At 63.7% G+C, this 12,595-nt stretch carries 16 protein-coding genes; all 16 read right to left on the reverse strand.

All coding sequences use genetic code 11. From position 1 onward, the window contains the following. Nucleotides 1-104: 104 nt before the first annotated feature. Nucleotides 105-611: a hypothetical protein gene (locus C3Y15_RS09140; protein WP_243860200.1), complete on the reverse strand. Its 507-nt coding sequence runs from the start codon at nucleotides 609-611 to the stop codon at nucleotides 105-107. A gap of 2 nt (nucleotides 612-613) precedes the next feature. Beyond that, nucleotides 614-1,180 (reverse strand): glycosyl hydrolase 108 family protein, encoded by a 567-nt coding sequence (locus C3Y15_RS09145; RefSeq protein ID WP_124260043.1) that lies wholly within the window; start codon nucleotides 1,178-1,180, stop codon nucleotides 614-616. Beyond that, the gene (locus C3Y15_RS09150) at nucleotides 1,177-1,626 is read right to left on the reverse strand and encodes a hypothetical protein (protein ID WP_034194254.1); all 450 of its coding nucleotides are present in this window, start codon (nucleotides 1,624-1,626) and stop codon (nucleotides 1,177-1,179) included. Before C3Y15_RS09150 ends, C3Y15_RS09145 begins: the two co-directional genes overlap by 4 nt. A gap of 75 nt (nucleotides 1,627-1,701) precedes the next feature. Then, nucleotides 1,702-2,754: a contractile injection system protein, VgrG/Pvc8 family gene (locus tag C3Y15_RS09155; RefSeq protein WP_059668606.1), complete on the reverse strand. Its 1,053-nt coding sequence runs from the start codon at nucleotides 2,752-2,754 to the stop codon at nucleotides 1,702-1,704. Nucleotides 2,755-2,764: 10 nt separating this feature from the next. Continuing rightward, nucleotides 2,765-2,971, reverse strand: a complete 207-nt coding sequence (locus C3Y15_RS09160; protein WP_034194256.1) for a tail protein X — start codon at nucleotides 2,969-2,971, stop codon at nucleotides 2,765-2,767. Continuing rightward, nucleotides 2,946-3,827, reverse strand: a complete 882-nt coding sequence (locus C3Y15_RS09165) for a phage tail protein (RefSeq protein ID WP_059668607.1) — start codon at nucleotides 3,825-3,827, stop codon at nucleotides 2,946-2,948. Before C3Y15_RS09165 ends, C3Y15_RS09160 begins: the two co-directional genes overlap by 26 nt. A 9-nt stretch (nucleotides 3,828-3,836) precedes the next feature. Then, nucleotides 3,837-6,251, reverse strand: a complete 2,415-nt coding sequence (locus C3Y15_RS09170; protein WP_124260042.1) for a phage tail tape measure protein — start codon at nucleotides 6,249-6,251, stop codon at nucleotides 3,837-3,839. A gap of 55 nt (nucleotides 6,252-6,306) precedes the next feature. After that, a complete protein-coding gene (locus tag C3Y15_RS09175) occupies nucleotides 6,307-6,636 on the reverse strand; it encodes a phage tail assembly protein (RefSeq protein ID WP_059668609.1) in 330 nt (109 codons plus the stop codon). A 93-nt stretch (nucleotides 6,637-6,729) separates the two neighbouring features. Then, on the reverse strand, nucleotides 6,730-7,233 hold the full coding sequence (locus tag C3Y15_RS09180; RefSeq protein WP_059668610.1) for a phage major tail tube protein: 504 nt from the start codon (nucleotides 7,231-7,233) through the stop codon (nucleotides 6,730-6,732). Nucleotides 7,234-7,243: 10 nt separating this feature from the next. Further along, nucleotides 7,244-8,413, reverse strand: coding sequence for a phage tail sheath family protein (locus C3Y15_RS09185; protein ID WP_124260041.1), 1,170 nt, complete (start codon nucleotides 8,411-8,413; stop codon nucleotides 7,244-7,246). A 100-nt stretch (nucleotides 8,414-8,513) separates the two neighbouring features. Next, nucleotides 8,514-9,224: a tail fiber assembly protein gene (locus C3Y15_RS09190; RefSeq protein ID WP_243860201.1), complete on the reverse strand. Its 711-nt coding sequence runs from the start codon at nucleotides 9,222-9,224 to the stop codon at nucleotides 8,514-8,516. Nucleotides 9,225-9,236: 12 nt separating this feature from the next. Beyond that, nucleotides 9,237-10,541: a phage tail protein gene (locus C3Y15_RS09195; protein WP_124260040.1), complete on the reverse strand. Its 1,305-nt coding sequence runs from the start codon at nucleotides 10,539-10,541 to the stop codon at nucleotides 9,237-9,239. After that, entirely contained in the window at nucleotides 10,538-11,107 is a 570-nt protein-coding gene (locus C3Y15_RS09200) for a phage tail protein I (RefSeq protein WP_124260039.1), read from the reverse strand. Before C3Y15_RS09200 ends, C3Y15_RS09195 begins: the two co-directional genes overlap by 4 nt. Further along, complete coding sequence (locus C3Y15_RS09205) at nucleotides 11,097-11,990, reverse strand: baseplate J/gp47 family protein (RefSeq protein ID WP_124260038.1); 894 nt, start codon at nucleotides 11,988-11,990, stop codon at nucleotides 11,097-11,099. Before C3Y15_RS09205 ends, C3Y15_RS09200 begins: the two co-directional genes overlap by 11 nt. Then, on the reverse strand, nucleotides 11,987-12,331 hold the full coding sequence (locus tag C3Y15_RS09210; RefSeq protein WP_059456083.1) for a GPW/gp25 family protein: 345 nt from the start codon (nucleotides 12,329-12,331) through the stop codon (nucleotides 11,987-11,989). The genes C3Y15_RS09205 and C3Y15_RS09210 overlap by 4 nt, the downstream gene beginning before the upstream one ends. Next, nucleotides 12,328-12,534, reverse strand: a complete 207-nt coding sequence (locus tag C3Y15_RS09215) for a hypothetical protein (protein WP_124260037.1) — start codon at nucleotides 12,532-12,534, stop codon at nucleotides 12,328-12,330. The genes C3Y15_RS09210 and C3Y15_RS09215 overlap by 4 nt, the downstream gene beginning before the upstream one ends. Between the last annotated feature and the right edge of the window lie 61 nt (nucleotides 12,535-12,595).

Raw genomic sequence — 12,595 nt, forward strand, 5'->3', positions numbered from 1 at the left:
AGACAGCTACAGACTGAAACAGCAACGCAAAGCCGGGCACGTCCCGACATCGAAGAAGTAACGACTGGCTCAGTTTTACTTTGCGCGATCAGGCGCGAAGTGGCTCAGATTTCAAATGCGTTTGACATCACCATCGTGATCAGCACGCCGAGCAGCGTGTCGAGCGTGCTCTTCACGACGTCGGGCATCTTGATGTCGCCGATCGCCAGATAGAACTCCAGCCCGATCACGACGAACAACGCCACCGTGTACATGTAGGCGAGGTTGCGCGCTGTGTGGTCGTGTTCGGCCGTAGCGAATTGGCGAGCGCTCGCGCGATCGTCGGCCGCGACCTTGTCGGCCTGCACCTGAATGCCCGCCATGCTCTCGGCGTGAGAAAAGCCGGCTTGCCGCATCTTCAGCTCGAAGTCCGCATCGGCCTGCTTCAACGCGAGCAGCTGCTCGGGCGTCACCGACTGGCCGGCCAGCGCCGCCTTCACGGCGTCCACCGAACCGTCACCGAAGCCGAGCTTATCCGCGATCGTCGACGCGGCCATCGCCGCGATACCGGGCACACCGCCGGTCAGCGCCGTTACCAGCCACGGCGCAACAGTTTTCAGAATGTCGAGCATCGTCACACCCCCAGTGCACGGTTCAGCTGCCACCCGTATTCGAATGTCTCGTTCTCCGGCCGGCGCTCGGCCAGTTCGATGTAGAACACCGACTGCTGCGCGGCGATCATGCCGTACAGCACGCGATGCCCGTCCGCCCCGCGCTGCTGCAGGAACGCCTTCAGGGCCGCGATCGTCATCGGGCCGATGCCGCCGTCGACCGAGACATCCGGGAAAGTCTTTTCGTTCTGGTTCAGGACGTTCAGCGCCCGCTGCATGAACTTGACGCCGGTCGGCGGCCCCGTGTTCACGCCGATGTCGAACAGCTTCTCCGCGAGCGTCGACGAGATCGCGTCGACCTGATCGAACTTCGGTCGCCGCCAGTAACGCGACTCGTAGATCGCAACGGCCGTCGTGCGCGGCATGTCGCACATCGGCCCCGTGTATCCGTACGCGCGGGCTTCGGCGGCCGTCACACCCCACATGGTTCCTTCGAGCTTCCCGAGATACCAATTGCCTCGATCGTTCGGATCGTTCGAGAATCCGCCTTCGCGCCCGATCAGCGCGTCGATCTTCGCAGTTACGTTCATTGCTTCCCTCCCCGGCTCAGTGCCTGTTCCAGTAAATCGATACGCTGCTGCTGCAGCCGGTTGAGCGCATCGCCCTCGTTGATGTGCGTGAATACCCAGACGATCGAACCGACCAGAAACGTCTGCACCACGCCGAGACACACGCCGAGCACCCACATCGCGCCCGTCGCCTTGTTCTTCATCGCGTCGACCTTGCGATCGACATCGGCAATCTCGTCGGCCAGCTCGGCACGCGCTCGTTCTTCCGCACGCGAACGGCTCCATAGCAAACTGACATCCTCACGCACCGTTTCCGCCCGCACCGCCATCTCCGCGAGCCGCCGGTCGAGATCCGCGAACGGCTGCACCGATCGCTTGATGTCCTCGACACTCGCCGCGACGGCCCGCATCTGCTGCGTCAACGTCGCGATCTGGACGGCCAGCCCCTCCTGCTTTTCATCACCCATCAAACCCCCGCTGAAAATAAAAAAAGCCGCCCGAGTTGCCTCGAGGCGGCTGCCAGAAATTGATGCACGCGCGTGTTACTTCGGCGGCGACGGTACGACCAGATCGACCTTCTTCGTCGGCTTCTTGCGATGGCCGACCTTCGCCTTGCCCTTGTTGCCGGCGTTCAGCTCCACCGACGTATCCCAACCGTTACCGGCATAGGTATGCCGGACAGAATCGACCAGAAAATCGCCGTCGGCCTCCTGCTTGAACCCCGACAGCTTCACGGTCTTCTCGGCCGATATGTCCGTGCGTCCCTTCATCCGCAGCACGCTGCGCGCGGTGTGCCGGTTCAGCTTCTCGAGACGCGACTTCGCGCCGGCCTTGGCGGCCTCTGGATTGGCGAAGGCATGGCGCTCGGTATGGACAGCGGCGGCGCCCGGCGGGGCATCCGGATTCGGGATCGTGAGGTCGATCTTCTTCCCCGTCTTCTTGTCGTGCACCTTCGTCCGTACTGCAACGAAGCTGGCACGATCAGGAAACGAGATCTCGTAGTCCGTCAGATCGCTCGGCGTCAACGTGATGACCGGCAGCGGCTTGCCGCTTGCGCTCTTGCCGCCACCGATCGGCCCGACGATGAGCTTGCCCGCCTTCACCGTCGCCGTTGCGCCGTACTGCCGCGCGATACGCGTGATGAAATGCAGGTCGCTCTCCCCGAACTGATCCGCGCGCGGAATCGCTGCGTCGACCGAGCACGCGGCAACCCATTTGTTGCGCCGCGCGACGTCGCCGACGATGTCGGCCAGCTTCACATTCGTCCAGCTGCCGTTGCGCTGCGTCTTCGACGTCGCGCGCATGTTGGACGGTCGTCCGCGGATGATGATCGTCGCCGGCGGGCCGCGCAGTACGATCTCGTCGACGGCATACTCGCCGAGCATCGACAGCCCTTGCCCTTCCCACCCGAGCGAGATCTTCAACGTCGCGCCCTTCGGCGGGAATCGGACCTTGCCGTCCCGGTCGTCCAGCTCGATCTCGCATTCGTCCGCTTCGAGCCCCGGTTTGTCGGTCGTCTGGATCCGCAGCACGCGATCCTGAATCACGCGCGTGATGTCGGCCCCGTTCGCGACCACCTGAAAAATTGCCTGCATTGACCCTCCCTCACGACCAAAGCTGAATCGGTTCGTCGCGCGGCGTGTCGAGATCCGGCATCGTGATCAACACGCCCGATCGAAACGGTTGCGGCTCCCGCGCGAGACCCGGATTAGCTTCGTACACGGCCTCGACCGTGCCCTTCAACGTCCCGTAATGGGCATAGCAGAGCGTGTCGAGAATGTCCCCGTCAGAGGTTCGCAAAGTCTTCGCCATAGCGGCCGAACTCCAGGGTGTAGGTTTGCTTGCGCGGCGCACCGTCAGACATCAGCGCCTCCTGCTCTTCGTCGACGCTGTGCAGATACCAGCGCCCGAGCACGTCGCCCGTGCCGGCCGTCAACTGCACCGGCTTCAACTTCGCGCCGATCGCGCGCAGCGTCTCCAACTGGCGGAACCCAGCACCGAGCGACGGAAACACGACGCCCGAAAGCGTGATCGTGTCGCCGCCCTGACTCACTGGCTGCTGCGCCTCCTCGCGATTCAGCCGTTCCTGCGACGCGATCTTGAAGCGCGTCGAGCGCCGCAGCTTGTCGAACGCCGCCGTCGACAGCCCGAAGTGGAACGCATCCCCGTCATCCGTTGATAGCGTCAGCAGATGAGGGGTGGAAGACGTCGCACTGTCGAACAGGCCGGAAAGGACCGAACTGAGACCCGTCGTCTGCGCGAACGTCTGCAGAGCGCCCGCCGTCTGCTCGCCGACCAACGCGGTGAACCGTGTTTTCGTGTCGCCCAACGCGCCCATGACGGACTGCGCGGCCGACTGGATCAACGGGTGATCGACCCCGCCGATCATCTTCACGATGCCGCTGACGGCAGCGCCGGTCGCCGCAAAACTACGCATCACCGTACCGATCTGCGGACTCAGGTCGCCGGCCACCGAGAGCATGCTCGTCGCCCCGCGCAACAGGTCAGCGGCCGACGTGAGATTCCCCGTTGCCAGCTTCGTCAACGTGTCGACCGTGTTCTGGCTTGCGCTGCGATTCCGATCGAACACGCGCACTACGTGCCGCACGCGTTCGGACGCGATGCTCGCCTGCGTTGCCGCCTGCGTCACACTCGAAATGAAGTCCATCCCTTCCCCTTACAGATGCGGCGCATCGAACATCGCCGACCGGTTACTCTTGTCCATCGACTCGCTCATGGTTCGCTGGATCAGCGGATTGATGCGCGCGAGCAGCTTGTCCGCGATCTCCGCGTCCGTGCCGCCCTCGACCTTGATGTGGAACACCGGGGCAAACGAGTTTTGCTGCTCGACCTTGAACGGCCGCGACTGCGGCGAGTCCGGGCCGGCCGCCACCTTCGCGGCCGCCTTCACCGCGTCGCTGTCGCCGTCCTTCGAACCCGTCGCCCACCGCGCCATCGCCCCAAGTAACTTTCCACCGGCAAACGTGCCGACCGCACCGCCGAGCACGCCACCGATGGCCGCACCGATCGGGCCGCCGAGCATGCCGATACCGGCACCGAGCTTCGCCCCGACGACGCCCCCGGCGAGCGACCCACCGATGCTCGCGTACCCTTCCGCCTTCCGCGCGGTCGGCTGATCGCTGCGCGCGACCGCATACGCATCCTTGGCCGCAAATGCGATTTTCAGGACGCTGCCGGCGACGGCCAGCTTCCCGGCGTAGGGAGCGAAACGGCCTGCGACCGTCCGAAACGCACCGATGACACGACCGAGACGACCGCGCGGAACACGGCCGCCGCTGGAGCCGCCACCGGCAAGATCGCCGAGCAGGTCGCCTGCTGCCCCGGCAACGCCACCAAGACCGCCGCCCGGCAGGTTGACGACGAATACGCGCTGCACGCCTCCGGCAGCACCGCTCAACGCGTCGAGTGCCTTACCAACGCGCCCTCCGGCTGCGCCGCCCCCGGCGGCTCCACCGCCACCGCGTCGCGCCATCCAACCGCCGCGCAGGATGTCGAGCACACCGCGCCCCATGTTCCACGCGGCACGGGCACCACGAACGGCAATCGCCGTGCCGATAACGCCAACGACCGCCGCCGTCGCGCCGGGTGCAGCGTCCGACGCGTGCTGCACCGTTTCGCCCGCCCGCTTCGCGACCTTGCCGGCCAGATCCGTCACGGGCCGCAGCGCATCGCCGATACTGCGCATCGCGTCGTCCCACTGCTGGACGACCTCGTTCCAGATCTGCTTCGACGTTGCGCGGCGGTCGGCGAGATCCTTGTCGATCTCACCATTGGCGTCTGCTGCGTTGCGCTTGAGCTTCTGATACAGATCGGCGTTCTGCATGTAGGCCGTCAGCGCCGCTTTGACCTGCATGTCGTTGAACAGGTCGCCGGTCTTCATCGTGTCCTCGAAGGCTCGCATCTGCGCCTGACGCTTGGCGGGATCCAGCTCGCTGTTGAGTTGCTTCGCCACCGCCGCGAGCTGCGCAGCCTTCTTCGGGTCGACGCGCTCGATGTACGCCCGAGCGAGAACGAACGACGCCTCCAGCGTCGACCAGCCCTTGCCGATCGCCTCCTTCATCTTCCCTTCGTAATCGACGCCGGCCTTCTTGTAGTTACGCTCAGTCTCGCCGGAACCGATCTTCGAGAACCAGTTTTTGAGGTTATTCGCCGCCTCGTCGGCGTTGCCGGCGGTCTTCATCTGAACCTGCAGCATCGCGCCGAGCTGCGTCACCGAGTCCTGCCCCGTGATACCGATCTTCTTCATTTCGGCGAGCAGCACCGGGAACCATCGGGCCATGTCGACGGACTCGAACGAGCCCTCCTTGCCGAGATACGCGATGGCCTCCAGCGCTTTCATCATCGCCTTGGGATCCGCGATGTTGGCGTTCTGCTGCAGCGCCTGAATCATCTGCGCGGTCTCGACGCTCGACGCGCCCTGACCAACAGAGAATTTCGCGACGGCCGGGCCGAAGTTCAGCGCCCGGTCGACGTCCATCCCGGCCGCGACCATCTGGTTGACGGCATCGGCCAGCTCGTCGCGCCCCATACCGTTCGACAGCGCGTCGCGACGGATGCGCTCGGACATCGTGCGCTCCTGCTCGGTGCGCGCGATGCCCGCCTTGATGGCAATGTCCCGGATGATCGCCTGATACTGCGCCGATACGGCGGTCGGCACGGCGACCGCCGCACCGAGCTTCACCGCATCACCAGCCGCACTGCGCATGCCGTCGCGACCGGCCGCCAGTCGTTCATGGCCGGCGGCCTTCAGCTCCAGCCCGCGCACCGTCCGGCCGAGCCGGGCATATGCGCGATCAAGCCGGTCGACCTCGAAACCCGCGTCACGCAGCGCACGGACGTTGTTGTCCAGCTTGCGCCGGATCCCGTCAGCCGCGCTGTCGCCGGCAAGATGCAGACGGCGGAACTCCTCCTGCAGCTTGATCGTCTCGCCGATCTGCCGCTGCCACATGCCGCGCTCGCTCGCAGTCTTGCGCAGCCCGACGATCTTCGAATTCGTATCGGCAAACGCCTTACCGAGCGTTGCCGACACCGCACCGCCGATGACGATGCCAAGTGCAATATCGCGTGCCATGTCAGTCCTCGCTCAATCCGTCAGCCACCACAACAATTCGTCGATCGTCATGTCTTCAACCGACTGCGGCTGCGTCCCGTACTCCTTCATTATTCGCCGAGCCAGCGCCTTTACCGTCTCGATTGGGAGCCGGACGAACGGATCGAAAGGATTCGTACGCACGCTGCATGGCGTCGTAATCGACCATGTCCATTGCTTCGATATCGTCGGGAGCGACCTCGGCGAGCGTCGCGAACAGCACGATCTCGCGCAGCTCGTCGTCGCCCTGCGCCTGCTTGCTCGCGGTACGCATGTCGCGCACCTTCGGGCGGCGCATCACCAGCTCGTTGCGCACGACACCGTCGAACGAGACGGGATACTTCAGCGTGATCTTCACGGTTTCCATTCAGCACCTCACAAATGACAAAGGGGCGGTCAATGGACCGCCCCTCGGGTTATCGAAAAGTTACTTTGCCGGCATTGCCGCCGGCCACCGCACTTACATGCCGAGCGCCTTGCGCACATCGGCAAGTTGGTCGACGCCGTCGATGATGCGGATCATGTTGAGCACGTCGATCTCACAGATCACCGCGCCGTCGATCTCGGCCTTGTAGTACGTCAGCTCGGCCGTGTACTTCAGTTCCGACGTGGAGCCCGGCTTCCAGCTGCCGGGATCGTATTCGGACAGCATGCCGCGCATGATGAGCGCGACCGACTTCACCTTGCCGCGCGTGTCGCGGAATGCGCCGCGAAACGTCGCGTTAAATGCGTTGTTGTCGGCCAGGCCGAAGAATTTCAGCACGTCGCGCTCGGCACTGCCCATCGAGAACGCAGCTTGCAAGCCTTCCATGCCCTGATCGATCTTGATGGGGGCGTCCATGCCGCCTGCGCGGTAGTCCTCCGTCTTGATCTTCAGCTTCGGCGGGCTCAGTTCGGGTGCGCGACCGGCGAAGCCGCGCCCGTCGACGTACAGCGCCATGTTGTTCAGAGTTTCCGGGACCATGCGTGACCTCTTACGATTGCGTGTCGAGAACTTCCGTCAGCCACTCGTTCGTGACCTCGAAGCGGAAGATCGGGTTTTCTGCCGGCGGAACGTCCGTGAAGCGGATGTTCCAGTACACCTTGCCCTGTTCGAGCTGCGACGCCGAATTGAGCTTCGGATCCGGGTACACCTCGAAGTTGATTACCGCGCCCTGCATACGCAGATCGCGCATGAACGCTCGCAGCCCTTCGGTGACGTCCTTTACGTACGTCGACGTGATACCTCGATCGACCGCCCACTTATGGCCGGCCTGCACCGCGTCCATCACGATGTCGAGCGTGCGCACCCGCGTCACGAACGACCACTTCGGATCCGCCGACAACGTGCGGTTGCCCCACAGGCGATACCCACCGTCGCGGATGATCGTCGTGATGAACGAGTTATTGAGCAGGTTCGCGCGGCAGGTCTCGTCGCCGTCGAGGAATTCGATCGGCCGCTTCGTGCCACTGATCCCGACGATTTCCTTATTCGATGGCGACGCCCAGAAGCCGATCGCCGCGTCGGTCTGGCAGAAGAGACCCGCAGCGTACGCAGATGCCGGGGCGTCGACGTCCGCGTTCTTCGCCGTGTCCCAATAGCGCACGCCGGGATCGACGAGATACAGCCGCTTGCTGCCGAAGTTCTTCGCGTACGCGATCGCGTCTTCATCGGTCTTGTTCGGCCCGTCGAGGATCGCGATTGCGCGCAGCTTCGCGGCCAGCTCGTCGGCCGCCGTCGCGACCGGCTGCTTCGCGGTGTGGCCCGGCGCGATCAGCAGCCGCGGCTTCAGGTCAAACAGCGACTTGCCGTCAAGCAGCGCCTGCATGCCGGTGCGCGCACCGCCTGCCGACACGCCACCGATAATCGCGGACGTCAGCTCGGCGTCGGTCTGGTCAGCCGCGATACCTACCGCGACCATGACCGTCTTGCTCTGCTTGTAGATGCCTTGAATCGCGCGCGTGATCGGGCTGGCCTCACCGAATGCGGCGGCCGCGTCGTATTCGCTCGTGATGCGCACGGGCACGTTGGGCGCGACAAGGTCCGGCCCCGGCGTGTAAGTGTCAGCGATACCGACGACCGACGTCGAGGGCACGGCGATCGTGCGCGGGCCGGTGTCGACCAGCACGGTCGTTACGCCGTGATAGAAAGAAGTAGCTGCCATTCAGGTCTCCGAGAAGGCTACAAATAGAAAGGCCGCTCAAATGAGCGGCCTGCGATGGGATGTGCGAGCGGTCGTCGCATTCTCGACTCCGCGTTCACTATCAGTCGGATGGCCCGGCGTCCGGATGTTCAATCGCGACCGGTTGCGGCGGCTGCGCTGCTGCGAGCCGTGCTGCGGCGTCAACCTCCAACTGCTTCTTCGCGGCTGCGGCTTCTGCCTCGGCTTGCGCAATGACCTGCGCCTCATCGGGTTCATCGGGCCAAACGACGCCCTCGGGGAACGTCGGTGAATCGACAAGCCGAACCAACGCCATTTGATACGCCGCCCACGCCTTGAAGACAGCTTGCTCAGCCAGCGTCATCATGCCGGCGGCAAACGCATCGGCCTTGCCGAAGTTCTTCTGCACGGCAACGGAGCGTCGCGCGTCGAAGTCCGCCATCGCCGCATCGCGAGCGCGCTGCGCAACGATAGACGGATCAACCTCCCACGATTTTGTGGAGTCGCTCCAGACATGCTCGTCAGAGGGTCGGGGCGTATCGGTCAAACCGGCATCGTCGGGCGTAATGCCGATCACCAGGATCTCTGCGACTTCGCCATTGCCTTTCCGGTAGAGGCGCAGCGTTCGATAGTCCGGCACCAGCGACCACGCGCCATCGCGAAAAACCGGCCACGTCAGGCGCAGGCGATCGGGCAGCGCCACCGAAGTAGCAAATGCCGGTTCCAACCAACGCTCCGGATTAAGCGGATCAGGATCGGCCAGAAAGCTATGCAGGTATTGCCCCGTCTGGCTGTCGTATTGATGTAAAAGCATGTCGAACTCCATTCAATAAGCGCGAATCATCGCCAGCAATGCGATGTTGCGCGGGCGCGCCTCGTTTCCGCCATCACCGTTGACCGTGATGGCGTGGATGTGATCGCCCACTGCACCGACTCCAACGTTGTGAGCGTGGTTGCCTGCGCCATCGGTATCAAATACGTGTGCATGGTCGCCGACCACGTCTGTCCAAGGCTGCACGGGGGAGTCGATTGAAAACGTACTGCCGACACCGCCTCGGTCCGTGTCACCGATCCACTCGGGGGTTCGATAGTTGAGCGGATGACTATGTGCGCCCGCGCCGGCAGTCGCTCCGTGGTGACCGTGCCACCCCTGCGTATCGGTCCACGCGGAATGGCCATGGGCGCCGGCTCCTGCTGCCGATGCGCCATGCGCGTGATAAGCGTTCTGCCCGCCTTGCCACGTCCCGATCGCCCGAGAAACATCAGCACCCCGTCCGTCGTCCCAGCAACGCAGAAACTCCCCGCGCAGTTCCGGCAAACGAAACGTCGTTGCGCCGTCACCCTGCGAAAAACAGCCATTGCTGCCAGCACCCCATGCCGCGTCGGTGACAAGCGCTCCGCTCGCCTGAGCGTAAGCCCATAGCTTCGGGTAGTCAGCCCGCTTGAGCAGCGCACCGTTGCACTTCAGGTAGCCTGCCCGTGCCTGCGTGCGCGGTTCGAACACGATCTGCCCAATCACGGCGCTATCGAAGACGAAGTTTCCAAGGTCGGTTGCATCGACCATGCACTTCAGCCCGGACCCATCGAGATTCCAGCCGACCTTGATCTTGTTGGCACCTTGGTTCGTACCGCCACCTTGCTGGACCGGCGTAAATCCAAGTGCGGGCTGGTAGTTCTGCCCCCTCACCCATTCGGCGTTGACCGCGGCAACGCCGCTTTCGCCGACGGCCGGTGTCGGCACCGTCGGTACGCCCTTAAACGCGGGAGAATCCAGCCCTGCTTTGGACGCAAGTGCGGTCGTGAGAGTCGTGGCGAAATTCGGATCGTTGCCGAGCGCCTTCGCGAGCTTGCTGAGCGTGTCGAGCGACTGCGGAGCTTGCGCAACCAGAGCAGCGACCGTTTCTGCGAGGTCCCCGTGCGTCGCATATTGCGGATGCGGATCAGCCGCCTCAACGTGCTGCTCAAAGTTGCTTTGACCGGCCTCGATCGCCATTTTCAGATAGCGCGTCCGATTCGCAAGTTGCTTTGCCTGTACGTTATCGATACCGTCCGGACCACCCATTACAGGGTCGGACGTTTCGAGCTGATAGATCCCGTCCTCCCATTGCTCGATCTCGACCAGATCACTCATGTTGCGATACTCCCTCTAGTGTATTGCCCGTCCCGAGTTGCCACGCCGTTGTGCCGAATCGCAACAGCCGTGTAATCGAGTGCCGTGAGCTTGCTTCGGGCAGGCGCGTAACGCTCAATTGCCTGCCACAACTTCTCCGCCTGATCGCGGGTCACCGGCCGCCCCAACTTCACGATGTACTCAGCCCACGCACCCGCCTTACCGCGAAACTGTTCCCCGTTACGGACGATCGCCCCATCGCGACGCCCGCCACTGCGGCCCTCAACGATCGTTACCTCGCCGAACCCGAGACGCCGAATCACCTCGCGCACCGCCCATGGCGTGCCCTTCTTTCGATGCAACGCTAATGAGCCTTTCACCAGCGTTCGCCGGGCATCTTCCGATTCAGCGAGTTCCCAGCCATCGACTGCCAGCGCCCACGCGAGCCACGGTAGCCACGCTGCAGGACAGCGGTCAGCGTCCCACAGCGTGCGCAGCACTTCCGGATCGACGGTCGGACGCATCACGCGTGCGAGCGCGGCCTCGAGCGGCGTCTGATTGGACGGGAGAAGCGGCTCATGCGTCATCGACCTTCACCTCCAGATTAATGGCCGTGCAATGCGCGAACTCTCGCCGACCACACAAAACATCGACCGCAGGTGAACGCAGCTCGATGCGAGTAACGCCACTGTCCGGCGCATGCAGGGCGCCGTCGATTGCAGTCCGTGGCATCCCGCCACGAAGCCGTCGTGACTTGGCCACCACGCTGTCGAGCGCCTTACGCCTTGCGTCGAGCACGATGTTCGGGTCCGGCCCGCTACCGACGTAGATCACGGCGTCGATCCCGTACTCGATCTTGGCCGCTCGCTCGACAAGAACGGTATCGTTGAGCGGGCGGACCGTCTCAGGCGAAACCTTCGCGCGCACCAGATCAAGCAACGCCTCATCGGGTACACCGTCACCACGTGCGGACATGATCGTGAGCCGCACGGTGCCGGCTTCAGGGCGATCGACGGCGACATCGAGGACGTCGGCCGACGCATCCATCGCGAACGCGCGGTATGCCGCGAATGGCCCGGCGACGGTCGCGCGCTCCATCGACATCTGCGTGCGCAACTTCAGCCGGTCGTCCGATTCCATGCGCCGTTCGACTGGAGGATTCGCATCCGGATCGCCGGGGTCGACCACCGCTCGCTCCGTATCCAGCAGCACCGCCAGATGCTCCAGGTCGGCTCCCGTCGAAAACGCAAGCATCACGGCGCGGGCTGCGTCGTTCAGTCGCGACGCAGCGCGAATTTCGTCGTATGCCGCGAGTTCGATCAACTTGACGACCGGATCGGACTTCAACGCCGCCGTCCAATCGGGATAGATCGATTTGAAATACTCCAGTTTCATCTGGAACGCCGCCTCGAAGTCGAGCACCTCGACAAGATCAGGCGGGTCCAGCGAAGCGAGATCGATAATCGTCATGTTGGCACCTCGATTTCGACGGCCGTGCCGTCATACTCGCCACGAATCGCGAACGTTGGTTTGCCGTCGATGACCGACAACACCTTGACCTGAGCGAGCTTGATTCGCGGCTCCCATCGGCCGATTGCCCGCGCGGCCTCCGCCTGTGCCGCCGAAATCCATCCGCGCGTGATCGGAAGATCGACCATCAACGGGATGTCCGAACCGTAATCAGGCAGTTCTCGCCGAGTACCCTTGCGCGTGCTGAGGATGTCGCCGAGACTCTGCTTCAGGTGCGCGACGCCGCTGATCGGCGCACCCGTCCATCGGTCCATGCCGACGAGCGCACCGGACCGACTCATCCGCGCTCCTCAAGGCGCTTGAAATCCGGATGCGCATCGAGGTATTCGATCTGTGCTTCCGTTCTTGCGATCGCTTTGCCCGAAAGAACATGCACGACATCGCCGCTCGGGAACACGATCACGCGACTACGGAACCGCGTATCGAGAAATCGCGCGACGGACGGAGCGGCCCGAGTAACGGCCTGCGGAGTGTCTTTTGCCATGGTGATTCCCTCAAAAACAAAACCCCGCCGAAGCGGGGCAAAGCAACTTTGCGAACGTGTG

The organism is Burkholderia sp. B10 (assembly GCF_004368385.1).
Lineage (GTDB): Bacteria > Pseudomonadota > Gammaproteobacteria > Burkholderiales > Burkholderiaceae > Burkholderia > Burkholderia vietnamiensis.

Excerpts from the sequence above, each read along its gene's own strand:
- C3Y15_RS09155 (WP_059668606.1), bottom strand. The coding sequence starts at position 2,754 with ATGCAGGCAATTTTTCAGGTGGTCGCGAACGGGGCCGACATCACGCGC.
- C3Y15_RS09160 (WP_034194256.1), bottom strand. The coding sequence starts at position 2,971 with ATGGCGAAGACTTTGCGAACCTCTGACGGGGACATTCTCGACACGCTC.
- C3Y15_RS09190 (WP_243860201.1), bottom strand. The coding sequence starts at position 9,224 with ATGCTTTTACATCAATACGACAGCCAGACGGGGCAATACCTGCATAGC.
- C3Y15_RS09170 (WP_124260042.1), bottom strand. The coding sequence starts at position 6,251 with ATGGCACGCGATATTGCACTTGGCATCGTCATCGGCGGTGCGGTGTCG.
- C3Y15_RS09195 (WP_124260040.1), bottom strand. The coding sequence starts at position 10,541 with ATGAGTGATCTGGTCGAGATCGAGCAATGGGAGGACGGGATCTATCAG.
- C3Y15_RS09165 (WP_059668607.1), bottom strand. The coding sequence starts at position 3,827 with ATGGACTTCATTTCGAGTGTGACGCAGGCGGCAACGCAGGCGAGCATC.
- C3Y15_RS09150 (WP_034194254.1), bottom strand. The coding sequence starts at position 1,626 with ATGGGTGATGAAAAGCAGGAGGGGCTGGCCGTCCAGATCGCGACGTTG.
- C3Y15_RS09175 (WP_059668609.1), bottom strand. The coding sequence starts at position 6,636 with ATGGAAACCGTGAAGATCACGCTGAAGTATCCCGTCTCGTTCGACGGT.
- C3Y15_RS09145 (WP_124260043.1), bottom strand. The coding sequence starts at position 1,180 with ATGAACGTAACTGCGAAGATCGACGCGCTGATCGGGCGCGAAGGCGGA.
- C3Y15_RS09140 (WP_243860200.1), bottom strand. The coding sequence starts at position 611 with ATGCTCGACATTCTGAAAACTGTTGCGCCGTGGCTGGTAACGGCGCTG.
- C3Y15_RS09185 (WP_124260041.1), bottom strand. The coding sequence starts at position 8,413 with ATGGCAGCTACTTCTTTCTATCACGGCGTAACGACCGTGCTGGTCGAC.
- C3Y15_RS09210 (WP_059456083.1), bottom strand. The coding sequence starts at position 12,331 with ATGAGTCGGTCCGGTGCGCTCGTCGGCATGGACCGATGGACGGGTGCG.
- C3Y15_RS09180 (WP_059668610.1), bottom strand. The coding sequence starts at position 7,233 with ATGGTCCCGGAAACTCTGAACAACATGGCGCTGTACGTCGACGGGCGC.
- C3Y15_RS09205 (WP_124260038.1), bottom strand. The coding sequence starts at position 11,990 with ATGACGATTATCGATCTCGCTTCGCTGGACCCGCCTGATCTTGTCGAG.
- C3Y15_RS09200 (WP_124260039.1), bottom strand. The coding sequence starts at position 11,107 with ATGACGCATGAGCCGCTTCTCCCGTCCAATCAGACGCCGCTCGAGGCC.
- C3Y15_RS09215 (WP_124260037.1), bottom strand. The coding sequence starts at position 12,534 with ATGGCAAAAGACACTCCGCAGGCCGTTACTCGGGCCGCTCCGTCCGTC.